23 protein-coding genes are annotated in these 23,224 nt (G+C 64.0%); 6 read left to right on the top strand and 17 right to left on the bottom strand.

Annotated elements, in window-relative coordinates:
• Positions 1–179 precede the first annotated feature (179 nt).
• The 3 genes from IVB42_RS02615 (at position 180) to IVB42_RS02605 (ending at position 3,357) form a co-directional block, all read left to right on the top strand.
• Positions 180–998, top strand: a complete 819-nt coding sequence (locus IVB42_RS02615) for a chromate resistance protein ChrB domain-containing protein (RefSeq protein ID WP_026233570.1) — start codon at positions 180–182, stop codon at positions 996–998.
• Positions 998–2,383 carry a chromate efflux transporter gene (gene chrA, locus IVB42_RS02610; protein ID WP_018458396.1) on the top strand — a complete coding sequence of 462 codons (1,386 nt, stop codon included), beginning with the start codon at positions 998–1,000 and terminating at the stop codon, positions 2,381–2,383. The genes IVB42_RS02615 and chrA overlap by 1 nt, the downstream gene beginning before the upstream one ends.
• 278 nt (positions 2,384–2,661) lie before the next feature.
• Positions 2,662–3,357, top strand: coding sequence for a DUF899 family protein (locus tag IVB42_RS02605; RefSeq protein WP_018458398.1), 696 nt, complete (start codon positions 2,662–2,664; stop codon positions 3,355–3,357).
• 309 nt (positions 3,358–3,666) lie between these two features.
• On the opposite strand, the gene IVB42_RS02600 is transcribed toward IVB42_RS02605, so the two are convergent.
• Entirely contained in the window at positions 3,667–3,942 is a 276-nt protein-coding gene (locus tag IVB42_RS02600) for a nuclear transport factor 2 family protein (RefSeq protein WP_247396162.1), read from the bottom strand.
• A gap of 1,276 nt (positions 3,943–5,218) precedes the next feature.
• Between IVB42_RS02600 and IVB42_RS02595 the strand changes: the two genes are divergently transcribed.
• The gene (locus IVB42_RS02595; protein WP_204511381.1) at positions 5,219–6,406 is read left to right on the top strand and encodes a YeeE/YedE family protein; all 1,188 of its coding nucleotides are present in this window, start codon (positions 5,219–5,221) and stop codon (positions 6,404–6,406) included.
• A 53-nt stretch (positions 6,407–6,459) separates the two neighbouring features.
• Here IVB42_RS02595 and IVB42_RS02590 read toward each other — a convergent pair whose 3' ends face one another.
• From IVB42_RS02590 to rpoZ, 12 genes are all read right to left on the bottom strand, one after another.
• Entirely contained in the window at positions 6,460–8,004 is a 1,545-nt protein-coding gene (locus IVB42_RS02590; protein WP_247396164.1) for a GMC family oxidoreductase N-terminal domain-containing protein, read from the bottom strand.
• A gap of 84 nt (positions 8,005–8,088) precedes the next feature.
• Positions 8,089–10,347 (bottom strand): DNA topoisomerase IV subunit A, encoded by a 2,259-nt coding sequence (gene parC / locus IVB42_RS02585; RefSeq protein WP_018458402.1) that lies wholly within the window; start codon positions 10,345–10,347, stop codon positions 8,089–8,091.
• Positions 10,348–10,407: 60 nt separating this feature from the next.
• The gene (locus tag IVB42_RS02580; RefSeq protein ID WP_018458403.1) at positions 10,408–10,692 is read right to left on the bottom strand and encodes a hypothetical protein; all 285 of its coding nucleotides are present in this window, start codon (positions 10,690–10,692) and stop codon (positions 10,408–10,410) included.
• Between the two features lie 100 nt (positions 10,693–10,792).
• The gene (gene recO / locus IVB42_RS02575; RefSeq protein ID WP_085353424.1) at positions 10,793–11,545 is read right to left on the bottom strand and encodes a DNA repair protein RecO; all 753 of its coding nucleotides are present in this window, start codon (positions 11,543–11,545) and stop codon (positions 10,793–10,795) included.
• A 122-nt stretch (positions 11,546–11,667) separates the two neighbouring features.
• Positions 11,668–12,048, bottom strand: coding sequence for a hypothetical protein (locus IVB42_RS02570; protein WP_018458405.1), 381 nt, complete (start codon positions 12,046–12,048; stop codon positions 11,668–11,670).
• 21 nt (positions 12,049–12,069) lie between these two features.
• The gene (gene era, locus IVB42_RS02565) at positions 12,070–12,996 is read right to left on the bottom strand and encodes a GTPase Era (protein ID WP_018458406.1); all 927 of its coding nucleotides are present in this window, start codon (positions 12,994–12,996) and stop codon (positions 12,070–12,072) included.
• A complete protein-coding gene (rnc, locus tag IVB42_RS02560) occupies positions 12,986–13,852 on the bottom strand; it encodes a ribonuclease III (RefSeq protein ID WP_085357520.1) in 867 nt (288 codons plus the stop codon). The genes era and rnc overlap by 11 nt, the downstream gene beginning before the upstream one ends.
• On the bottom strand, positions 13,849–14,613 hold the full coding sequence (lepB, locus tag IVB42_RS02555; protein ID WP_018458408.1) for a signal peptidase I: 765 nt from the start codon (positions 14,611–14,613) through the stop codon (positions 13,849–13,851). Before lepB ends, rnc begins: the two co-directional genes overlap by 4 nt.
• Positions 14,614–14,861: 248 nt before the next feature.
• The gene (gene acpS, locus IVB42_RS02550; protein ID WP_007611179.1) at positions 14,862–15,281 is read right to left on the bottom strand and encodes a holo-ACP synthase; all 420 of its coding nucleotides are present in this window, start codon (positions 15,279–15,281) and stop codon (positions 14,862–14,864) included.
• Positions 15,278–16,030, bottom strand: coding sequence for a pyridoxine 5'-phosphate synthase (locus IVB42_RS02545; protein ID WP_026233571.1), 753 nt, complete (start codon positions 16,028–16,030; stop codon positions 15,278–15,280). The genes acpS and IVB42_RS02545 overlap by 4 nt, the downstream gene beginning before the upstream one ends.
• A gap of 45 nt (positions 16,031–16,075) precedes the next feature.
• Complete coding sequence (locus IVB42_RS02540; RefSeq protein ID WP_026233572.1) at positions 16,076–18,361, bottom strand: bifunctional (p)ppGpp synthetase/guanosine-3',5'-bis(diphosphate) 3'-pyrophosphohydrolase; 2,286 nt, start codon at positions 18,359–18,361, stop codon at positions 16,076–16,078.
• Between the two features lie 208 nt (positions 18,362–18,569).
• Positions 18,570–18,962 carry a DNA-directed RNA polymerase subunit omega gene (rpoZ, locus tag IVB42_RS02535; RefSeq protein ID WP_007603391.1) on the bottom strand — a complete coding sequence of 131 codons (393 nt, stop codon included), beginning with the start codon at positions 18,960–18,962 and terminating at the stop codon, positions 18,570–18,572.
• A 329-nt stretch (positions 18,963–19,291) separates the two neighbouring features.
• Between rpoZ and IVB42_RS02530 the strand changes: the two genes are divergently transcribed.
• Positions 19,292–19,939: an NYN domain-containing protein gene (locus IVB42_RS02530; protein ID WP_007603390.1), complete on the top strand. Its 648-nt coding sequence runs from the start codon at positions 19,292–19,294 to the stop codon at positions 19,937–19,939.
• Complete coding sequence (locus IVB42_RS02525; RefSeq protein WP_026233573.1) at positions 19,920–20,594, top strand: uracil-DNA glycosylase; 675 nt, start codon at positions 19,920–19,922, stop codon at positions 20,592–20,594. The genes IVB42_RS02530 and IVB42_RS02525 overlap by 20 nt, the downstream gene beginning before the upstream one ends.
• Here the strand turns inward: IVB42_RS02525 and IVB42_RS02520 are convergent.
• The 4 genes from IVB42_RS02520 to dapA are packed head-to-tail and all read right to left on the bottom strand — an operon-like array spanning position 20,591 to position 23,081.
• Positions 20,591–21,184: a peroxiredoxin gene (locus IVB42_RS02520; protein ID WP_085351429.1), complete on the bottom strand. Its 594-nt coding sequence runs from the start codon at positions 21,182–21,184 to the stop codon at positions 20,591–20,593. The two genes, IVB42_RS02525 and IVB42_RS02520, sit on opposite strands and share 4 nt — an antisense overlap.
• 4 nt (positions 21,185–21,188) lie before the next feature.
• Positions 21,189–21,662, bottom strand: coding sequence for an SsrA-binding protein SmpB (smpB, locus tag IVB42_RS02515; protein ID WP_007603387.1), 474 nt, complete (start codon positions 21,660–21,662; stop codon positions 21,189–21,191).
• A gap of 59 nt (positions 21,663–21,721) precedes the next feature.
• Positions 21,722–22,165 carry a large conductance mechanosensitive channel protein MscL gene (mscL, locus tag IVB42_RS02510; RefSeq protein ID WP_085351428.1) on the bottom strand — a complete coding sequence of 148 codons (444 nt, stop codon included), beginning with the start codon at positions 22,163–22,165 and terminating at the stop codon, positions 21,722–21,724.
• Positions 22,166–22,190: 25 nt separating this feature from the next.
• Entirely contained in the window at positions 22,191–23,081 is an 891-nt protein-coding gene (gene dapA, locus IVB42_RS02505) for a 4-hydroxy-tetrahydrodipicolinate synthase (protein ID WP_247396165.1), read from the bottom strand.
• Positions 23,082–23,224 lie beyond the last annotated feature (143 nt).

The following is a 23,224-nucleotide window of genomic DNA, read 5'->3' as shown; positions in this document are numbered from 1 at the left end:
GGTCCGGGCCGTTGACCCCTAATATAGACCTGCGAGTCTTCTGGGCAAAATCGCCGGAATGAGCCGATTGACAGGTAGGTGCCGTTTCGGTGTAATGACGGCCATGGGGATTTGAGCGATCTCCCCACGAGGCGACATGCCCAAGTATCGCGTCCCGTTTGTTCTTACGAGGGCGCATCATGTCTTCCTACACGACGATATCATCTGACAAATTGGCACGGTTGATCGGCACGGCGAACGCCCCTGCCCTGATCGACGTGCGCACCGACGAGGATTTTGCCGCCGACCGGCGGTTGATCCCAGGTTCGATCAAGCTCAGCCACGACAATGTTCCGGAATGGGGTGCCGAATTCGCCGGCCGCACCGCCATCGTCTCCTGCCTGCGCGGCGCAAAGCTGGCGCAGGGCACGGCGGCCTGGCTCAGGCAGCTTGGGGTCCAGGCCGAGACGCTGGAAGGCGGCTTCGAGGGCTGGAAGGACGCAAAGCTGCCGCTGCTCGATACCCGCAAGCTGCCGCCGCGCGACGCCAAGGGACGCACCGTCTGGGTGACGCGGGCGCGGCCCAAGGTCGACCGCATCGCCTGCCCCTGGCTGATCCGCCGCTTCGTCGATCCCAATGCGGTGTTCCTGTTCGTGGCGCCCTCCGAAGTGGTCGCCGTCGGCGAACGCTTCAAGGCAGCCCCCTTCGACATCGAGAACGTGTTCTGGAGCCACCGTGGCGAGCTCTGCACCTTCGACGTGATGATCGAGGAGTTCGGGATTGCAGCGCCGGCGCTGCTCCGGCTCGCAACACTGGTGCGCGGCGCCGACACCGGGCGGCCCGACCTTGCGCCGGAGGCGCCCGGCCTGCTCGCAGCTTCGCTCGGGCTGTCGCGGATGTATGATGACGACCTCGAACAGCTCGAGGCCGGCATGCTGCTCTACGACGCCTTCTATCGCTGGTGCCGTGACGCCACGTCCGAGACCCACAACTGGCCGACCAACAAGGCGAAGGCTTGATGGATACCCGCACGATCGAAGCAGGAGCTGATGCCGGTCACGGCGTCAGCTTCAGCGAAGCCTTTCGCGTCTGGCTCCGCGTCGCCTGCCTGAGTTTTGGCGGGCCCGCGGGCCAGATCGCCGTCATGCACCGCATCCTGGTCGAGGAGAAGAACTGGATCTCGGAAGCCCGTTTCCTCCACGCGCTCAATTACTGCATGCTGCTGCCGGGCCCGGAGGCGCAGCAACTCGCGACCTATGTCGGCTGGCTGATGCACCGCACCGCCGGCGGCCTGATGGCGGGCGGGCTGTTCATCCTGCCCGGCATCATCGCCATCATGGGACTGAGCTACGTCTACGCCGCTTACGGCAATGTCAGCTTCGTCGAGGCGCTGTTCTTCGGCTTGAAAGCCGCCGTGCTCGCCATCGTCGTCGAGGCCGTGGTGCGAGTCGGCAAGCGCGCATTGAAGAACCGCATCATGATCGCGCTCGCCGCGATCGCCTTCGTCGCGATTTTCTTCTTCGCGATCCCCTTCCCGGTCATCATCATCGCCGCAGGCGTCATCGGATATATCGGTGCCAAACAGGGACGTCCGGAATTCGCGCCGGCCGGTCACGGCGCTAGCGGCAGCAGCGCCGTGATCGACAGCATGCTCGGCGACGCCGTGCCCGAGCATGTACGCCCCAACACCGCGCGCACTATTCGCGTCGGCGCGTTGTGGTTGGCGCTCTGGCTGGTGCCGGTGATCGCGCTGTTGCTCGCTGTTGGACAGGACAATGTCTTCAGCCACATCGCGCTGTTCTTCTCGAAAATGGCGCTGGTCACCTTCGGCGGCGCCTATGCGGTGCTGGCCTATGTCGCCCAGCAGGCGGTCGAGCACTATCACTGGCTCAAGCCGCACGAGATGCTCGACGGCCTCGGCATGGCCGAGACCACGCCGGGTCCGCTGATCATGGTGCTCCAGTTCGTGGGCTTCATGGCCGCCTACCGCGACGCCAGCGGTCTGTCGCCGATGCTTGCGGCCACGCTCGGCGGATTGCTCGCGACCTGGGTCACCTTCACGCCCTGCTTCCTCTGGATCTTTGTCGGTGCTCCCTACATCGAACGGCTGCGCGGCAACACCGGGCTTGCGGGCGCGCTGAGCGCTATCACCGCCGCCGTCGTCGGCGTGATCCTCAACCTCTCGATCTGGTTCGCGCTGCACACGCTGTTCCGCGAGACCGTGCCGGTGCATGCGTTTCCGCTGGACTTCGACATGCCGGTGCTGACCAGCATCGACATCCCCGCGCTGCTGCTGTCGATCGCGGCGGCAACTGCGATCTTCCGGTTCAAGCTGGGGATGTTGACGGTGCTGGCCGGCAGTTGCGCGGCGGGCGTGGCGTTGCGGCTGGCGGGGGTGATCTAGGACACCGACTGATTGGTTCGTCACGTCCGGTTTGCCAATGGAAGGCATCGCTAAGCGGTCAGGGTTGCATGGCGACTATGCTCAGGGGCAAGGACCCAAGGACCGACCTTGATGAGCAGGCGTTTGGCCTAGAGGCCACGCGCGCTCGAAACACCGCAGCGACCCGCAGCAGGATCTTTTGGACCAACCGAGCGCTTTCCAAATAGTTGAGCGAAGGTGTCGGAACGAGGTGCCGCCGGACGTCTTCCCAGATATCGGCCCCAACCAGAGGTCATGCAATGGATAGTTCCATCCTGAAGCCTGCTTCGGAGCTTGCTGGTACGAACAAGGCTCATTTTCCCAACGAAAGCGTCGATTATCGCCGCGCCCGGCAAGACCTCCTGACGAAGGAGATCGAGCTGCGTCGTCAGATCGAGCGTGTCGCTGAACTGCGCCGGGCGCTTCCGCCCGGCGGCGAGGTGAAGAAAAACTACGTGTTTGAAGGCGAGAATGGCAAAGTGAATTTCGCCGATTTGTTCGACGGCAAGCAGACGCTCGCGGTCTACAGCTACATGTTCGGGCCGCAGCGGCAGACGCCCTGCCCGATGTGCACCTCATTCATGAGCACATGGGAGCACAAATTACCCGACATCGAGCAGCGTATCGGGTTCGTCTTCATCGCGCGGTCACCGATCGCCAGGTTGATCGAGGCAAAGAAGGCGCGCGGCTGGACGCGGCACAAGGTCTTCTCTGACATCTCCGGCGATTACACGCGCGACTATGTCAGCGCCGAGGATGCCGACGTGCCCGGCTACAGCGTGTTCACACAGCGCGACGGCACGATCCGACATTTTTGGTCCGGCGAGATGAGCGGCACGATGGCCGACCCCCAACAGGATCCGCGCGGCGCGCCCGACTTCGATCCGCTCTGGACCATCCTCGATACCACGCCAGAAGGCCGCGGCACCGACTGGTACCCAAAGCTCGCTTACTGAGCCTCCTGCCGTCAGTGATAGTGATAATGCGCGCGCGGCTTCGCTAGCATGTTGCAATGCCATCCGCGCGAAAGCGATGCCTGTGATCCTGACGAACCCGGACGAGGTCGAGACGTGGATGACCGCGCATGGGATGAGACCAAGGGCCTACAAATGCCAAAGCTGCGTTGTTGATCGTAGCTCGACCGGCATCCCGCTAAGCGTGACCCTCGCCGTCATTTTCGACGGAGCCGCCTTTCGGCGCTTTGTGAGGCATATCCCATCCAAAGTAGACTTCCACCCGAACGATCTTGTCTCCGCGAGCAGTGGTTACCTCGCAATTACGAAACCTGTGCCCCCTGCGGCAGCTGCCTCATAGACGATGACTGCTCGGCTTCCATCCTCGGTCGCGATGACTTCATCGAACGAATTGGTCTTCTCGCTGTTGGGCCAGCAACGGCGCAGATAAGTCGCACGATCCAACTCATTGTCGACTGGACTTGAGAAGTGATAGTCGTCCGCAAGAAGCGCTTCGATCGCTGTCCGATCCTTATCGACGTATGCCTTTAACCTGGCACGTGCCAGATCGAGCGTGCTTTTCGTCATGCCGTTTTTCCTTTTAGAGTTCGACCGAACGTAAGGCCGACCGCGACTCTTCAACAAAGAGCTCGGGGCCTCAAGCTGGGCGAAAGCGCCTTCCCTTGCTGGCGTCATGCCACGATAGAAGCGACATCAGATAATTTGAGCCTTAACAACCTTCGGTAAAAATCGTTCCGGGCTCGCGCTGCACGCGCTTGGCCAGAATTCCATGAGGAATTTCGAGGTTTCCGTTGAATGTCCGTCCAGGGGCACAAGCCGTCGATGATGACCGCGCCGGCGGACTTACTCTCTGTCCTCAAAAGCTGCCGTCTCAACTCTTTGGGCGAAGCCGTCGTCCTCGCCTGCCCGTGCCCGTCGGGCAAAACAGCGACGACCACTTCCGCCACATCGCCCGTCAAGCCCACCTCGTAAAATATTCCACTTTACCGAAATTCGGATTTGACGTACAAGCGACATACCCTGGCCCGAGACAAGGGGCGGATCGCGATCGTCACGAACCGCGGGCTGGGCAGCGATGGACGCGACGGCGTCGGGCATAATAGGCATTGCAGGGCGGCTTCGGCTGTGAGCAATGGCTTTCGTGCCTACGACACGATGCCGAAAGCGTCTTGGCATGGCTTCGGGTGTGAGCACACGCCAGCACCCGAAGTCCCAGCGAGGACGTGCGCGGACGAACAAGTCGTGTGGTCCTGACGCCCGGGGTCTGTGCGTCAAGTCCTGCGGTGATGTGGCGGCCCAACCGGGCCGCGCGCATCAGTCATCTGCATGGCGACGGGGGCAATAGTGCATCGCTCCCCGAGGAGAGCACGAAGGACACGTTAAAACCATCGTGCACGGAAGGCCGGGCGATCCGGCGAACCTGTGGTCCACCCCGTGTGCATTTCTATCGCGCACGGACCTGCGGGTGCCAGCCGGCGCCCGGCCTTCCCTGCGCCCTTGTCTCAATGAGGGCGATGCGACGACGCAAGACTCGGGCGGAACGCGCCGCGAGATCGCGAACTCTCGTCCGCCGTTTGAAACGTGCATCGGCGCGACGACTAATCTTGCCCACTCTCGCTGTCGTCGCCCGGCTTGACCGGGCGACCCGGTAGCCCGAGACAGTCGAGATTTGAGAAGAGAGGCCGCGGCGTACTGAATGCCCCGGTCGAGCCTGGGCATGACAGGCTAGCGCTATCGCATCAGTTCCAAGGTCGAAAGATTGGAACGGGGAGAATTCGCCCCGGTTAGCTCTCACTGCCGAAGAAATCCGCTTTTGGATGAGCCATGACCGATCTATCTATCGATGCGCGGCTGCTTGCCCCTGACAATGACCGGCACGGCGCCAATCTCACGGTCGTCGCTGTCGCGGCGGCTGGCGGGCGCAGCGGCCTTGTCAGGCACGATTTCGTGGCAACAGGGATTGTTGTTTCTTCTCGGAGGCGCACTTGGCCTGACGCTGTACCATGCGCTGTTCGGGTTCACCTCGGCTTGGCGCGTCTTCATTGTCGCACGACGAGGCGCCGGCCTTCGCGCCCAAATGGTCATGCTTGTGCTGGCAACCGCCCTCTTCTTCCCGGCCCTGGCGCAAGGCACTCTGTTCGGCGTCGCCGTGCGTGGCGAGCTCGGCGCGGTGGGCGTGGGCATGCTCACCGGGGCATTCCTGTTCGGCCTTGGAATGCAGCTTGGCGGCGGCTGCGCGTCGGGAACGCTTTATACCGCCGGCGGCGGCAACACCCGCATGCTTGTGACACTGGCGGCCTTCATCGCCGGATCGACGCTCGGTGCATTGCATCTGCCGTGGTGGAGCGCACTGCCGAACATCGGCGCCGTCTCGTTGATCGAACGGCTCGGATGGCTGCCGGCGCTCGTGCTCTGCTGGGCTGTTATGGCTGCAATTTATCTCATCACCCTCAGGGCCGAGATCGGCCGCCACGGCGAACTCGAGCCGGGAGCGCGGACGAAGCTCCGCGGCGCGCGCCGCTTCATGCAGGGGCCATGGCCGCTGCTGTGGGGCGCGATCCTGCTCGCGATCGGAAATTTCGCCACGCTGTATCTTGCGGGACGTCCCTGGGGCATCACCTCCGCTTTCGCGCTCTGGGGATCGAAGATCCTGATGAGCCTCGGCGTCGACGTCGCGTCATGGCCCTATTGGCAGGGCGCTCGCGCGACCTCGCTGCACCAAAGCGTCTTCGCCGACATCACCTCCGTCATGGATTTCGGCATCATCCTGGGAGCGTTGCTGGCCGCAGGCCTCGCCGGCAAATTCCATCCGACATGGCGCATCTCCGCATCCTCGCTCCTCGCCGCCATCATCGGCGGCCTGCTTCTCGGCTATGGCGCCCGGCTCGCCTATGGCTGCAATATCGGCGCTTATTTCAGCGGGATCGCATCGGGCAGCCTGCATGGCTGGTGCTGGCTGGTGGCGGCTTTCGTCGGCAACATTCTGGGGACACATCTCCGACCGCTGTTCGGCTTGGCCGTCGAGCGGTAGGTTTTCGTCTGCGCGCCGTTTCATCAGACCGCCATGGCGGACGACGATTGAACCTAACGCATCATCATCCGCGCGATCGCCTCGCCAATCACCACGGTCGTGAAATGCGTGTTGGCCCGGCAATCCGATGGCATGATCGAGGCGTCGGCGATGCGCAGGCCGGAGATGCCCTTCACGGTGCCGTCAGGGTTGACCACGCCGTCGGCGCTCTCAAAGCCGGTCATACGACAACTGCCGGCGGCGTGCTGGATATCGCCGGTCTCACGGCGCAGCAGCGCATCCAGTTCATGCTCCGGCAAGGCCGCGGCTTGCGGCAGCGTCAGATCGGTGTCCGCGAGCCGGATCCAGTCGACGATGCCTGATAGCGCCGGCTGGGAGGTGATCACGGCGAGCCGCTTCACCGCATCCTTCATGCGCAACATGTCGCGGGGATCGGCCAGCATGTTTTCCTCGACGACAGGATCAATCGCGGGGTCGGTCGAGGCCAGCTTGAGCGAACCACGCGAATACGCGTTGAACAGCCCGGCGCCGATCGCGCCCGGCACGCCGATGCCGCGGTGATTGAAGGCGATCAGGATCATGTCGCGCTTGCCGCCGTCGGCGAGGCCCGACGAATAGGTCACGCAGCAATTGGTATGGCGGGTGTCCGGATCGGTCGGCCGCAGATTTTCGTGGAGCTGGATCGTGGCGCGAAACAGCGGATGGTCAAAGAAGTGCCGGCCGACCGGCAAGTCCCGCTCGACCGCAATCCCCATCGCCTTCAGCTCATCCGCAGGTCCGATGCCCGAGCGCAGCAGGATCGCCGGACTGTGGATGGCGCCGGCGCACAGCACGATCTGGCGCGCGCTGATGTCGCTGGTCCCCTGCCCTTCGATGTGGACGCGGAGGCCGGTTGCCCGGCCGTCGCTGATCAGCACGCGGTCGACCAGCGCATGCCCGCGAATTTCCAGATTGGCGCGGCCCCGCGCGGGCTCCAGATAACCCTCATTGGTCGTGATGCGGCGGCTGTCGCGGCTGTTGATGGGATAGCAGGCGACGCCCTCGCCGTCAGGGCCGTTGACGTCGGCGCACCAGGGATAGCCGCTCGCCAACGCCGCATCGCGCAAGCCGCGGTCGATCGGCCCCCATTTTTCCGGCGGCGCCCGATAGACCGGCAGCGGTCCACCGCGGCCGTGGCCGGCGGCGTCGCCGAATTCCAGATCATCCTCGATCACCGAGAACAACGGCATCACGTCCGTGGCCGACCAGCCGGTGCAGCCATTGGCGGCCCATTCGTCGAACGCAGCAGCGACGCCGCGGATGGCGATCTGGCCGTTCATCATCGACGAGCCGCCGAGCCCCTTGCCGCGCCAGTAGAAGCGCGGCTCCTGGCCGGCCACACGGCGCGTCAGAAGATCCGGCCATTGCCACTTCTCCTGGTACTCGCGCTTGTGGATGATCGGGATGGGATTTGGCGTCATCACCTCCCAGGGCGCCTCGTCGGCGCGCCAGTCCAGACCCGCCTCCAGCAGCAGGACGCGCCGTGCGGGATCTTCCGAGAGCCGCGCCGCAACAGCAGCGCCGGCCGAGCCGCCGCCGACAACAATGACATCGTACATCGCGCTACTTCTCAACGTTCCAGAACACCGGGATGGCGGACGGTATCAGACCGCGCGCACCGGCGGAACCAGACTGTCGCCCGACTACCCGATCCCCCTGCCGAACTTGTTCGACTTCGGGAATCCCTTCGGCGGCAGACGGCCGGCGTCCGCGCGAGAGCCTTTCCACTCGGCGAGCTCCTTCATGGTCGCGGAGAATTCGCGGCCGGCGGAGTCCTTCCAGGTCAGGCCCGTCTTGGCGTCGAACACTGCAATGTCGGAGAGGCCGCCGTCCTTGTACTTCTGCAGACGCACACCGCGGCCACGCGCCATCTCCGGCACCTGGTCGAGCGGGAACACCAGCATCTTGCGGTTCTCGCCGATGACCGCGACGGTGTCGCCGATCACCTCGGTGACTGTGCGCGCCTCGTTCGGCATGTCGACGTTGAGGACCTGCTTGCCCTTCTTGGTGGTGCCGACGCAATCGTCCTCGCTGACGACGAACCCTTGGCCCTCGTGGCTCGCGACCAGGAATCTGCGTCCGCCCTTGTTGACGAACAGCGTGACCGGCGCGGCCTCCGGCTCGAGATCGATGAACTGGCGGATCGGCTCGCCATGACCGCGGCCGCCCGGAAGTTTTGCGACATCGAGCGAGTAGAATTTTCCGTTGGTGGCGAACAGCAGCAGCTTCGAGGTCGTTTCCGCGAAGAACGCGAATCCGAGCTTGTCGTCCTGCTTGAAGGCCAGCCCCGAGAGATCCTCGACATGGCCCTTGAGAGTGCGGATCCAGCCCTTGTCGGAGACCACCACCGTCACCGGCTCGCGCTCGACCAGTGCCTCCTCGATCGCAGCGAGATCATGCTCTGGCGCGTCGGCAAAGGTGGTGCGGCGCTTGCCGAGCGGGGTCTTCGGTCCGAACATGTCGCGAACCTTGCCGACCTGCTCGCCGACTTTCTTCCACTGCTCGGGTTCGGACGCCAGCAGTCCCTCGATGCCCTTCAGCTCCTTGCGAAGATCCTTGTCCTCGCCGCGGATCTCCATCTCCTCGAGCTTGCGCAGGCTTCGGAGCCGCATGTTGAGGATGGCTTCGGCCTGCACCTCGGTGAGCTTGAACGCCTTGATCAGCGCCGGCTTCGGCTCGTCCTCATTGCGGATGATCCTGATCACCTCGTCGATGTTCAGATAGGCAATCAGCAAGCCGCCGAGGATCTCCAGCCGGCGCTCGATCTCGGCCTTGCGATGGTTGGTGCGACGGATCAGCACGTCGCGCAGATGGTCGAGCCATTCGCGCAAGCACTCCGCGAGCCCCACGACTTTGGGAATGCGGCCCTTGATCAGCACGTTGAGGTTCAGCGGAATCTTGTTTTCGAGCTCGGTCAGCCGGAACAGCGATTCCATCATCAGCGCGGGATCGACGTTCTTCGATTTCGGCTCGATCACGATGCGAACGTCTTCGGCCGACTCGTCCCTGATATCGCCGACCAGCGGCAGCTTCTTCTGGTCCAGCAGCTCGGCGATCTTCTCGATCAGCCGGGACTTCTGCACCAGAAAGGGTATCTCGGTGACGACGACGACCCAGGTGCCGCGCGCGCCCTCTTCCTGCTCCCATCGGGAGCGGACGCGAAACGAACCGCGACCGGTGGTGTAGGCTTCAGCGATCGCCTGCTTGGAATCGACGCAGATGCCGCCGGTTGGAAAGTCCGGACCCTTGACCCATTTCAGCAAGGCCTTCGACTTCGCGTCGGGCTTCTCGATCAGATGCAGCGCGGCGTCGCAGAGCTCGGCGGCGTTGTGCGGCGGGATCGAGGTCGCCATGCCGACTGCGATACCTTGCGCGCCATTGGCGAGCAGATTCGGGAAGCCGCCGGGCAGCACGATCGGCTCTTTCGACTGGCCGTCGTAATTGGGGCGGAATTCGACCCCGTCCTCATCGATTCCGTCGAGCAGAAGCCGCGCGACGTCGGTCATGCGCGCTTCGGTGTAGCGATAGGCGGCGGGATTATCGCCGTCGATATTGCCGAAATTTCCCTGGCCGTCGACCAGCGGGTAGCGCGAGGAGAAGTCCTGCGCCAGGCGCACCATGGCGTCGTAGATCGCCTGGTCGCCATGCGGATGGAACGAGCCCATCACGTCGCCGACGATTTTGGCGGACTTCTTGAATGCCGTGCCCGGGTCGAGCCGGAGCAGCCGCATGCCATACAGGATGCGCCGGTGTACCGGCTTCAGGCCGTCGCGCGCATCCGGCAGCGCGCGGTGCATGATGGTGGAGAGCGCGTAGGCGAGATAGCGCTCTTCCAACGCCTCACGCAGCGGCACCTCGTGAATTTCGGCCGGTTCCTCCGGCGGAATCAATCGTTTTCCCATGCCGCCCGGTTAAACCGTGGAAGCGAATCGGGCAAGGATCGATTGGTTCCCTGTGGCGGCCTACTGGCCGGCCCAGCCTGCGGTGAAGGTCTGGGTGGGTGGCGCGGCTTTAGCCTGCGTGGTGGCCGGGGCATTGGTCAGGCACCGCCGCGCGGTGTCGATCTCGGCCTCCGTCGCCCCTTTGGACCGTGCCCATGCCTCTGCGGCTGCAGCGGAATATTTAGCCACATAGAATCTGACGACGGTACAGGAAGCACGGCGAAAGACGCCCGGCTGCTCACCCGCGAGGGCGTCCGGCGCCAGCGCAATCAGCGCTGCCGATATCACAAGTCCCTTGATCAGCATGAGGCTATCCCCGGTTGGAACCCAAAATGGCAAGTCCGGGGAACCGAGTTTTGTTCCAGCAAGGGCTGGTCCACTGAGGCAACGCAGAGCCGCGCCAAGCTCATGGCGCGGGAATGGCGGCCTTTGCCTGCTGTCGCGTCAGCGCGTTGATGAAGCCTGCCCGCGCATCGGAATGGCCTTGCCCGCGTGGTTCCAGCACGTGGCGCAGCAGGAACAGGCCGGTCAGTCGAAAGCCGTCCTGGAGATCCTGATCGGTGAGGTCGCCCTGCACCTCGCTTTGGCGCAGGAACGGTGGCAGCCGCAACAGGCGGTCGCGCCACGGCTCGCCCGCCCCGCGGGACACCGCGCCGCCGGATTTGGGCGAGACGTAGATCAGGTCGGTGGTCTCTCCTGTCACCGCGCAGTTTTCCAGCGCCAGCCCGAAGCCGAGTTCGGTGAGCATTGCCAGTTCGAAATGGATCACGTGCACGGCCGCGCTGCCGATGTCGTCGAAATCGTCCAGCGAATGTTCGAGCAGCGCCAGGAGGTTTTCGTGCGGATCGCGCTCCGGCAGCAACCGCGCGATCGAGGCGAGATGGGTGATGCCGTAGACGCCGTGGGATGATCCCAGCAGCGTCGCCGCCCGCAGCTTGAGGCCCTCGATGGCATAGGTGCCGAGATGCTCGTCGAGCCGCGCCCGCCATACCACGCGGAGGCTGTTGCCGGGCTGCAGCAACGGACGCATCCGAGAGCCGGCGCCGCCGCGGACGAGACCGAGATGGCGGCCGTGGGCACGGGTTAGCAACTCGACGATGGCGCTGCTCTCGCCATGCCGCCGCACCCCCAGCACGATGCCTTCGTCGGTCCATTCCATCGGTGAAGTCTAGCGGATTCCGGTCTTCAATCGTAGGGCGGATTGGCCGAAGGCCTAATCGGCCAATCGCGGGGGCACGCCTGGAAGGTGAATTGCGCGCCGCCAATCCACCCGACACGGCCTCACGCGTTGAACCAGCCCTGCGCGTCGCCGCGGAACGAGAAATACAATCCCATCGCGGTCAGCACGCAGGAGACGATCTCGATGGCGCTGTCGAGTTCCATGCCTTTCTCGCCGATGATCTGGCCGAGCGAGATCACCGACAGCACGAGCGCTGCCGCCAGCACCCAGCGCGGCCAGTTCTTGCGCCCGTGCGCGGCCAGCCGGACGAAATACACCAGCAGCAGGATCATGCCGCCGGCGAGCAGCGACGACGTCATGATCATCTGTTCGGTCATCTCGGCAGTCGGCGTGCGGTCCTGCACCGCCACCGACAAGGCATCCAGCATCAACGATGCATAGAGCAACGCTTCGAAGCGCCGTACGTTGCTGGGTACGCTCATCGTCGACCGATCTTTTCTTGGTTATTCTTTGGGAAATTCCAGGCCCATCTCGCGGTAGCGATCGGGATCGTCGCTCCAGTTCTCGCGCACCTTGACGAACAGGAACAGGTGCACCGGCACGCCCAGGATCTCGCCGATCTCCTTGCGCGAGTCCGCGCCGATCGACTTGATGGTGGCGCCACCGGCGCCGAGCACGATCTTGCGCTGGCTTTCGCGCTCGACGAAAATCGTCTGCTCGATGCGCACCGACTTGTCCTTGCGTTCTTCCCACTTGTCGGTCTCGACGGTGGACTGGTAGGGCAGTTCCTGGTGCAGTTTGCGAAAGATCTTCTCGCGCGTGATCTCGGCCGCGAGCTGCCGCATCGGCGCGTCCGACATCTGGTCTTCGGGATAGAGGAACGGCCCCGGCGGTACGATCTCGGACAGTGTACGCCTGAGGTCATCGACGCCGTCGCCGGAGATCGCCGCGATCATGAACGTCTTTGCGAAGGCCATGCGCTCGTTGGCAGCCTGCGCCAGCGCCAGCAGCTTCTCGCGCTGGACCAGGTCGACTTTGTTGATGACCAAAATCTTCTCGTGCTTGACGCTGGCGACCTTGGTGAGGATTGCCTCCGCTTCCTCGTCGATGCCGGCCTTGGCATCCAGCAGCACGCAGACGAGGTCGGCGTCATGCGCGCCGCTCCAGGCGGTCGAGACCATGGCGCGGTCGAGCCGGCGCTTGGGCAGGAAGATTCCGGGCGTATCGACCAGGATGATCTGCGCGTTGTTCTCGATCACGATGCCGCGGATCAGCGCGCGCGTGGTCTGCACCTTACGCGAGACGATCGTGACCTTGGCCCCGACCAGCGCATTGACCAGCGTGGATTTGCCGACATTCGGCGCGCCGATCAGCGCGACGAAGCCGCAGCGCGTGGCAGTGGGCGCCTCGCCGCTTGCTTCAACCGTCATTGCCGCCGCCAACGCCTTCACGTTCGATCATCACTGAAGCTGCCACTTTCTCTGCCGCGCGCTTGCTGCCGCCGATGCCTTCCGCCGGTGCCAGCCCCGGCAGGTCGACCGCGACGCGGAATTGCGGATCGTGATGCGGGCCGGTGCGCTCGACCTCGCGATAAACCGGCGTCGGCAATCCCTTGCCCTGTGCCCATTCCTGGAGAACGGTCTTGGGATCGCGCAAGGGACGTCGCGGCTTGTGCATGCGCTCGGTCCAGTTGCGCTTGACGAAATCGGCCGCTGCCGCGTAGCCGCCGTCTAGGAAGACGGCGCCGATCACGGCCTCGCAGATGTCGCCGAGCACGCTCTTGCGCAGGCGCGCGTCGGCGCTGGAGCCGACCGAGCCGAGCTTGATGTCGTCGAGCAGACCGAGCGACTTGGCGACATCGGCGCAACTCTCCTTGCGCACCAGTTCGGCAAGTCGCTTGGACAGCTCGCCTTCGTCGGCGTTCGGGAAGGCGTGATAGAGCATGTCGGAGACGACGAGCCCGAGCACATGGTCGCCGAGGAATTCCAGCCGCTGATAGCTGTCGCCGCGCTTGCGCCCGGACTTCAGCGCGGAGACATGCGTGATGCCTTGCATCAAGAGGTTCGGATCGGCAAAGCTGTAGCCGATGCGTGCCTCGAGCCCCGCATTCGCATCCGAGCCCCTGACCTTGCTGCTCCGCACCCGCTTCTTCTTTGCGGGCGTCTTGATCTCAGGCGTCTTGACCTCAAGGGTCTTGGTATCAAGAGTCTTGGTCGCAGCTTCGCCGTCGGGGCCCGCTTGCGCCTCGGTCGGTAGGATCGCGATGTCCTTGGCTTCGTCTTTCATCGGACGATTTTGAAGAAGCGATTCCAGCGCACCGCCCAGGGCCAGCGCCAGAACATCCAGGCATGCTCGCCTTCGGCGATCGAGAAGAAGATCATCTGGGCGCGCCCGATCAAATTCTCCTGCGGCACGTAGCCGACCTGGCCGAGGAAGCGACTGTCGGTGGAGTTGTCGCGGTTGTCGCCCATCATGAAGAAGTGGCCGGTCGGCACGGTGTAGACGTTGGTGTTGTCGACGTAGCCGTTGTCGGCGCAGTCCAGCGTCTCGTAGGACACGCCATTCGGGAGCGTTTCCTTCCAGCGCTTCACCCGGGAGACGCCGCTGCCTTCGGCGCCGCAGGGGTCCTCGCCGACAAATTCGCTCATGCGCTGCCGCTCGACCGGCGTGTCGTTGATGTAGAGCAGCCCGTCCCGCATCTGGATGCGGTCGCCGGGCAGGCCGATCACGCGCTTGATGTAGTCGGTGGAATCGTCCTTCGGCAGGCGGAATACGACGATGTCGCCGCGGTTCGGGTCCGAGCCCCAGATCCGCCCCGAGAACAGCGGCGGCGAGAACGGGATCGAGTAATGGCTGTAGCCGTAGGAATATTTCGAGACGAACAGATAGTCGCCGACCAGCAGTGTCGCCTTCATCGAGCCGGATGGGATGTTGAACGGCTGAAACAGGAAGGTGCGGATCACCAGAGCGATCAGGAGAGCGTGGATCACGACCCGGATCGTTTCGCCGATGCCGCTCTCAGTTTTCGTTCCTGAAGTCACGCTCATTGCTCTCTCAATTCCGGCGGGCGGTCACAGCGCGCCCTCCTCCCGCGAACAGCCCATCGCTCGCGGCCCAAGGAGATTGTCCTGATTCTGATAATGAGGGCCAATTCCGGCGTAAAGCCGAATTCGCCCAGCCTGATTTGCGTCCGCGGACTTTTAGACGGTTGTCGGAGACCACGCAATCAAGGATCGCGTCAAAACTGCATAAGCGCTTGATTTTGAATGCGAATTATAAAATTATCGGAGCACCGTCAGGGTTTGGCCAGCGGCACGGCCGAAATGATGACGAAGGCCTGTGCCAGCGGCCAGTCATCGGTGATCGACAGGTCGATCTGCGCCGCGAACCCTTCGGGCGTCAGGGCCTGGAGCCGGGCCAGCGCCCCGCCCGTCAATTGCATGGTTGGCCGCCCTCCCGGCAGGTTGACCACCCCCATGTCGCGCCACCACACGCCGCGCCTGATGCCGGTGCCGAGTGCCTTGGAGCAGGCCTCCTTGGCGGCGAAGCGCTTGGCGTAGGTTGCCACCACCATCTTCTCGTTCTTGGCGCGCCGCTCCGCCTTGGCCCGCTCGGCCGCGGTGAAGATGCGGTCGAGGAAGCGCTCGCCATGGCGGTCGATCACCTTGCCGACCCGGGTGATGTCGATCAGATCGGAGCCGATGCCGATGATCATGCCCGGCTCCGGCCGCGGTCCATCGCCGCGCGCATGCTGCGAACCGTCTCGGCGAGACCGACGAACAGGGCTTCGCCGATCATGTAGTAGCCGATGTTGAGTTCCATGATGTCCGGCAAGCCGGCGATCGTCTCCGCTGTCGCGTAGTCCAGCCCGTGTCCGGCGTGAACCTCCAGCCCTGCTTCTTTCGCCAGCTTCGCCCCTGCCACGATCCGCCGCCATTCGGCCTCGGCCTTGTCGGCGTGACCCTCGACGACGGCGTCGCACCAGGCGCCGGTGTGGATCTCGATCACGGGTGCGCGCAGCCGCGCCGCCGTCTCGATCTGGGCGGGATCGGCCGCGATGAACAGCGACACCCGGATGCCGGCATCGTTCAGCCGCGCGATATAAGGCGCCAGCGCATTGTGCTGGCCGACGACGTCGAGCCCGCCTTCGGTCGTCACCTCCTGGCGCCGCTCCGGCACGAGGCACACCGCATGCGGCCTGGTGGCGAGCGAAATACGCATCATGTCCTCGGTCGCCGCCATCTCGAAATTAAGCGGCTTGGAGATCTCGGCTTTCAGCCGCGCCATGTCCTCGTCGCGGATGTGCCGGCGATCCTCGCGCAAATGAGCGGTGATGCCGTCGGCGCCGGCCTCGATCGCCAGCAGCGCCGCGCGCACCGGATCGGGATTGCGGCCGCTGCGCGCGTTACGCAGGGTCGCGACATGGTCGACATTGACGCCGAGGCGGAGCGGAGGTGCAGGCATTTCAGGACTCACGGAATCATAGGAATGGACCATGACGGAAGGCGTCTATCCATTAACACGTTCGGCGCGGGCGACGACCGCCTTCGCGCGCAGCTGGGCCAGGATCGCGCTCAAATGCTTGAGATCGTAGACTTCGAGATCGATCGTCGTCTCCGTGAAGTCCGGTGAGCGGCGCTGCATGCTGATGTTGTCGATGTTGCCGTCGTGCTCGGCGATCACGGTCGCGATCTGCGCCAGCGCGCCGGGTTCGTTGACATTCTCGACCTTGATGCGGGCCGGGAAGCGCTGCGGCGCGGAGTCCTCGATGTCCCAGCGCACGTCGAGCCAGCGCTCCGGCTCTTCTTCGAAATCCTTCAGGGCCGGCGCCTGGATTGGGTAGATGGTGATGCCCTCGCCCGGCGTGACGATGCCGACGATGCGGTCGCCGGGCACTGCGCCGCCATTCGGCGCAAACTTCACCGGCAGGTCGGAATTGATGCCGCGGATCGGAATCGCGACCGGGGTGCGCGGCGGTTCGAACGACTTCTCCTTGAGCTTGCCGGCAAGCCCCTTCTTGACGCCGTAGCGCGCGATGCGCTCCTCCTTGTAGTCGGGATACATCGCACGCGCGACGTGGGAGGCCTTGATCTCGCCGCGTCCCACAGCCGCCATGACGTCCTCGATCGAGGTTCGTGCCAGCCGCGGCAGCGCGCCCTTGAGCTTGTCGTCGGCATATTCGATCTTGGCGCGCTCGAACAGGCGCTCGACGATGCGCCGGCCGAGACCGACATATTGATCGCGCACCGCAGTCCTGGTGGCGCGGCGGATTGCGGCGCGCGCCTTGCCGGTGACCGCGAGCGTTTCCCAGGCGGACGGCGGCGCCGCTTGCGCTTCGGAGGTCAGCACCTCGACCTCGTCGCCATTCTGGAGCTCCGAGGACAGCGGCGCAAACTGGCCGTTGATCTTGCAGCCCACCGCGCTGTTGCCGACGTCGGTATGCACGGCATAGGCGAAGTCGATCACGTTGGCATGGCGCGGCAGCGCGATCAGCTTGCCCTTTGGGGTGAAGCAGAACACCTGGTCGTGGAACAGCTCGAGCTTGGTGTGCTCGAGGAATTCCTCGGGGTTGGCGCTCTCCGAGAGGATGCCGATGGTGTGGCGCAACCAGGCGAACGCATTGGACTCGCGCTTGAGGAATTCGGTCGGCGAGCCCACGCCTTCCTTGTAGAACACGTGCGCGGCGATGCCGCGCTCGGCGATCTGGTCCATCGCCTCGGTGCGGATTTGCAACTCGACGCGCTGGTTGCCGGGGCCGATCACGGTGGTGTGGATCGAGCGATAGTCGTTCTGCTTCGGCGTCGAGATGTAGTCCTTGAACCGCCCGGGCACCACCGGCCAGTTCGTGTGGACGATGCCGAGCGCGCGGTAGCAGGCCTCGATGTCGTTGACGACGACGCGGAAGCCGAAGATGTCGGACAATTGCTCGAAGCCGACCGACTTGCGCTCCATCTTGGTCCAGATCGAGAATGGCTTCTTGCGGCGGCCATAGACCCGCGCGCCCAAGCCCCGGTGGCGCAGATTGTTGGAGAGCTGGTCCTCGATTTCGCCGATCAGATTGCGGTTGCGCTCGGCCAGCGCATCGAGCCGCTGCATCACCACCGAATAGGCTTCCGGGTCGAGGGTCCGGAACGACAGGTCCTCCAGCTCCTCGCGCATTTCCTGCATGCCCATGCGCCCGGCCAGCGGCGCATAGATATCGAGCGTCTCCTCGGCAATGCGCCGTCGCGATTCCGTCGGCACGAAGTCCAGCGTGCGCATGTTATGCAGGCGATCGGCGAGCTTCACCAGGAGCACGCGGACGTCGTCGGCAATGGCCAGCAACAATTTGCGCAGGTTTTCGGCCTGTTTGGCTTCCCGCGACACCAGCTCCAGCCGCTTCAGCTTGGTCAGCCCTTCGACCAGCGCGCCGATCTCGGGCCCGAAGATCTGGTCGATCTCGGCCCGCGTCGCTTCGGTGTCCTCGATCGTGTCGTGGAGCAGCGCAGCCACGATGGTGGCGTCGTCGAGTTTCAGGTCGGTGAGAATCGCCGCCACTTCGAGCGGATGGGAGAAGTACGGGTCGCCCGAGGCGCGGGTCTGCGAGCCGTGCGCCTTCATGGCGTAGACATAGGCGCGGTTCAGCAGATCTTCGTCGGTGTTGGGATTGTAGGACCTGACGCGCTCGACGAGGTCATATTGACGCATCATGCGTGCGCGAGGCTTCGCCGGGCGCGCCACCGGCGCAGTCGGGGCCACGGCAACCGATTCGGTTGCGGCCTGCATCTGCGTTGGTGTGCGGCGTCGATATACCATGCCGTCCTGCCTTCAAACGGACCACGACAGAGCCCGTGTATACATCTTAGCTCCGATCGCGCGCGTGTCCGATCAATTCAGTGACAGGGACAGGCGCGAACCGACGACGCTATGGTAACCACGAAAACGCCAACAAAAGCAAAGGCCCGAACAACGGTTCGGGCCTTTGATCAGATCACAAAGAAGTCGATGAGCGCGACGGGACGATTTACTCGTCTTCCTCGGGTTGCTCCTCGGGCGGCGCGAGGCCTTCGAGACCCTTCAGGAGCTCTTCTTCCGTCATGCGCTCAACGGCGACTTCGGTATCGTCTGCATCCACGCTTGCACCGGCGGAACCGATCAGCGGCACAGTGTCAGGCTCGGGCTCGTCGACCTCGACGAACTTCTGCAGCGAGTGCACCAGCTCCTCGCGGAGGTCCTCCGGCGAAATGGTGGTCTCAGCAATTTCGCGCAAAGACACAACAGGGTTCTTGTCGTTATCACGGTCAACCGTTAGTTGTGAACCAGACGAAATCATGCGGGCGCGGTGGGCGGCCAGCAGGACCAGGTCAAACCGGTTGTCGACCTTGTCGATACAATCTTCTACGGTGACGCGAGCCATCGACTGTCGCTCCGTTGTGGGTGGGACGAAATATGTGGATGAATGCCGGTAGTTATAGGGACCGGGAGGGTTTCGCAAGGCCAATTTGTGATTTGGCCTCGCCAAACGGCTCTGCTACCCCCACATTGGCGCTGGGATGGGTGGTTACCCGGGCCGCCGGCGAGGGCGGCGCCGGGTATGTGCAAGTTGGCCATAACTATACCTTGATTGCCCCGACTTCTCCGGATTTGCGGTTTCGACGGGTTTCGGCGGGACTTTAGAAGCGCGCGGCTTGCTGTCGCCGCGCCAACAATAAACGATCAATCACGAACTCTACGCGAGCAAACTGAATGTCACCTTCCTCTACCGACAAGATCGCGCTCTTCATCGATGGAGCCAATCTCTACGCGACGGCAAAAACTCTGGGCTTCGACATCGATTACAAGCGCCTGCTGAAGGAGTTTCAGAGCCGCGGGACGCTACTTAGGGCGTTCTACTACACCGCGATCATCGAGGATCAGGAGTACTCCTCGATCCGGCCGCTGATCGACTGGCTCGACTACAACGGCTACACCGTCGTCACCAAGGCGACCAAGGAGTTCATCGACGCCTCCGGCCGCCGCAAGGTCAAGGGCAACATGGACATCGAGCTCGCCGTGAACGCCATGGAGCTCGCCGAGCACATCGACCAGATGGTGCTGTTCTCGGGCGACGGCGACTTCCGCTCTCTGGTCGAGGCCGTTCAGCGCCGCGGCGTGCGGGTCACCGTGATTTCCACGATCGCCAGCCAGCCGCCGATGATCGCCGACGAGCTGCGCCGGCAGGCCGACGTCTTCACCGACCTCGTCGAGCTGCAGTCCAAGCTCGGTCGCGACCCGTCCGAACGCCCCGCCCCGCGTGACCGCGGCGACCGCGAGGCGCGCCACCACGCTCCGCAGTTCCTCCAGCGCGCAACCACGATGGCGCCGGCGAGGGGCGATGACGACTTCGAGGAGTGAGGCGGCCCGGTCAAGCCGCCAGCCTCTCAGCCTCGTCCCCGACCGTGACTGTCCGCTCTGTCCGCGCCTGGTCGCCTTTCGCGAGGCGAACCGCGCGCGCGAGCCATTGTGGCACAATGCACCGGTTGCGCCTTTCGGCGACATCAAGGCGCGCCTGCTGATCGTCGGCCTTGCGCCGGGGATGCAGGGCGCCAACCGCACCGGCCGTCCCTTCACCGGCGATTATGCCGGCGACCTGCTCTACACCACGCTGCTCGAATACGGATTCGCCAAGGGCCAATATCGGGCGCGTCCCGACGACGGCCTGAAGCTGGTCGACTGCCGGATCGCCAATGCGGTGCATTGCGTGCCGCCGCAGAACAAGCCGCTGCCGGTCGAGATCAACACCTGCCGGCAGTTTCTCGCCGCGAATCTCGCAACGATGCCGAACCTGCGCGCGATCGTCGCCCTCGGGCGCATTGCGCACGACACCGTGCTCAAGCCGCTGAACCTGAAGGGATCGCAAGCCCCCTTCGGCCACGGCGCCGTGCATCAGGCCGGCGCATTCAGGCTCTACGACAGCTATCACTGCTCCCGCTACAACACGAACACCCGCGTGCTGACGCCGGACATGTTCCGCTCCGTGTTCGCGAAGGTGAAGGCCGACCTCGACTAATCCCTAGACAAGCCTTTGGCCGGATTGGCCTTCAGCCAGTCCAGCACATCGCCGGCGTTCCGGTCGGGCGGAAACACCGGATAGAACACATGCGTGATCCTGGCGTCGTCGACGATCAGCGCAAGGCGCTTGATCAGCGTCAGGCCCGCAACCTCCATGGTCGGCAAATTCAGGGCGCGCGTGAGCGCCAGCTTCTCGTCCGAGAGCACCGGGAACGGCAGATGCAGCCGCGAGGCCATCTCGGTCTGGTACGCGTTGCTCTGGGTCGAGAGGCCGAACACCTGCGCGGCGCCGGCGGCCTTCAGCTCGGCGAACAGATCGCGAAACGCGCAAGTCTGCGGCGTGCAGCCGCGCGCGCCCGGGATCATGTCCCAATCGTCGACCAGCGCGATCTTGCCGGGCTCGCCGGTGCGCGGATAGGCGAACACCACGGTCCGGCCACGCAGCGCCGACAGCGCGACTGACGTGTCGTCAGTGGCGAGCAGGCTGACCGGCGGCAGCGTCATGCCTTTCAGGTGCGCGGCGCCGCCGTCATCCGCGGGGGCGGGAATCCGGGTCCAATCAACCTCGAGCAGGTTTCTCTGAGTCATCCCGCTATCCCCTCGCCCGCATCAGGCGGCCCTTCTCCCGGCTCCAGTCGCGCTTCTTCTCGGACTCGCGCTTGTCGTGCAGCTTCTTGCCTTTTGCAACCGCGAGCTGCAATTTCGCGCGACCACGCTCGTTGAAGTAAAGCTTGAGCGGGATCAGCGTCATGCCTTCGCGGTCGACCGCCCCCATCAGCTTGTTGATCTGCTTGCGATGCAGCAGCAGTTTTCGCGGCCGCTTGGGCTCGTGATTGAAGCGGTTGCCCTGAAGATATTCCGGAATGGTGGCGTTGATCAGCCAGATCTCGCCGTCCTTGGAATCGGCGTAGGATTCCGCGATCGTGCTCTTGCCGTTGCGGATCGACTTGACCTCGGTGCCGGTCAGGGCAATGCCGACCTCGATCGTATCCTCGATCGCATAGTTGAAGCGGGCCTTGCGATTTTCCGCCATGACCTTGATCGGACGTTCGTTCTTGTCGGCCATGGGGGACAAACCTGATCGAGATGCGCGAGGACGCTAACAGTTTGGATGAAGCGCGCGCGTCAAGACTTCTTGAGGAGATCGCGGATCTCGGTCAGCAGCTCGACCTCGGCCGACGGCTTCGGCGGAGCGGCCGGCTCCGCCTCGTCCTTGCGCTTCAACTTGTTCATGGCACGGATCACCAGGAACAGCACGAAGGCAATGATGATGAAGTTGATCGTCAGCGTGAGGAAGTTGCCCCAAGCCAAGACGGCGCCCTGCTTTTTCGCGTCCGCCAGATTTGCGGCGGTGACCTTGCTCGAAAGCGGCGTGAAGTAGTTCGAGAAGTCGAGGCCGCCGGTAACTGCGCCGATGATGGGCATGATCACGTCGCCGACCAGCGACGTCACGATGGCGCCGAAGGCCGCACCGATGATGACGCCGACCGCGAGGTCGACGACGTTGCCCTTCATGGCGAATTCGCGGAACTCCGTGAGCATCCGCGTGCCTCTTTCCTCGATCGCCATGAAAGCTCCCCGATCGGCCAGCGCGTCAGTTGATGAGGCCGGCATGAACCATTGCGCTGCGCACGGCAACGCGGGTCGGCTCGGTGACCGGCACCATCGGCAGCCGCAGCGTCTCGTCCAGCTTGCCGAGCAGCGACAGCGCGTACTTGATCGGCGCCGGATTGCTCTCGATGAAGAGGTTGTTGTGCAGCGGCATCAGCTTGTCGTGCAGCTTCAGTGCGGTGGCATGATCGCCCTTCGCCCAGGCGGCCTGGAACTCCGAGCACAGCCGCGGCGCGACGTTCGAGGTCACCGAGATGCAGCCATGGCCGCCATGGGCCATGTAACCGAGGATGGTCGCATCCTCGCCCGAGAGCTGGTTGAAGTCCTCGCCCATTGCCGCGCGCTGCTGCGAGACGCGAACCATGCTGGCGGTGGCGTCCTTGACGCCGGCGATGTTCTTCAGCTCCCACAGCCGCGCCATGGTGTCGACCGACATGTCGATCACGGAACGCGGCGGGATGTTGTAGATGATGATCGGAATCCCGATCGCGTCGTTGATCGCCTTGAAGTGCTGGTACATGCCTTCCTGGGTCGGCTTGTTGTAGTAGGGCGTCACGACCAGAACCGCGTTGGCGCCCGCCTTTTCAGCGTGCTGGGCGAGCTCGATCGCCTCCTTGGTCGAGTTGGAGCCGGCGCCGGCGACGACAGGCACGCGGCCTTTCGCTTCCTCGATGCACCATTCGACGACCTTCTTGTGCTCGTCATGGCTCAGCGTCGGGCTCTCGCCGGTGGTGCCGACCGGGACCAGGCCGTTGGTGCCCTCCGAAATCTGCCAGCTGACCAGGGAGCGGAACGCCGCCTCGTCCAGCGAGCCGTTCTTGAACGGCGTGACCAAGGCGGTGAACGATCCCCGGAATTTCGTCTTGGCTGCCATGGACTTCCTCCGTACGCGGCGATCTCGAGCAAGCCGCATTCATATCGGGTCTATCCCGCCGGTAAAAGACCCGCTTCCGTGTGACGCACGGGTTTAGGCCGCGATTTTGCCGCGGTGGTGGTGCAAACCCGGCAAAGGTAAGC

The sequence above is a fragment of the Bradyrhizobium sp. 45 genome (genome assembly GCF_023073155.1).
GTDB classification, from domain to species: Bacteria; Pseudomonadota; Alphaproteobacteria; order Rhizobiales; family Xanthobacteraceae; genus Bradyrhizobium; species Bradyrhizobium canariense_D.
The sequence above is the reverse complement of the archived record's forward strand: the minus strand, read 5'-3'. Positions and strand labels throughout refer to the sequence as shown.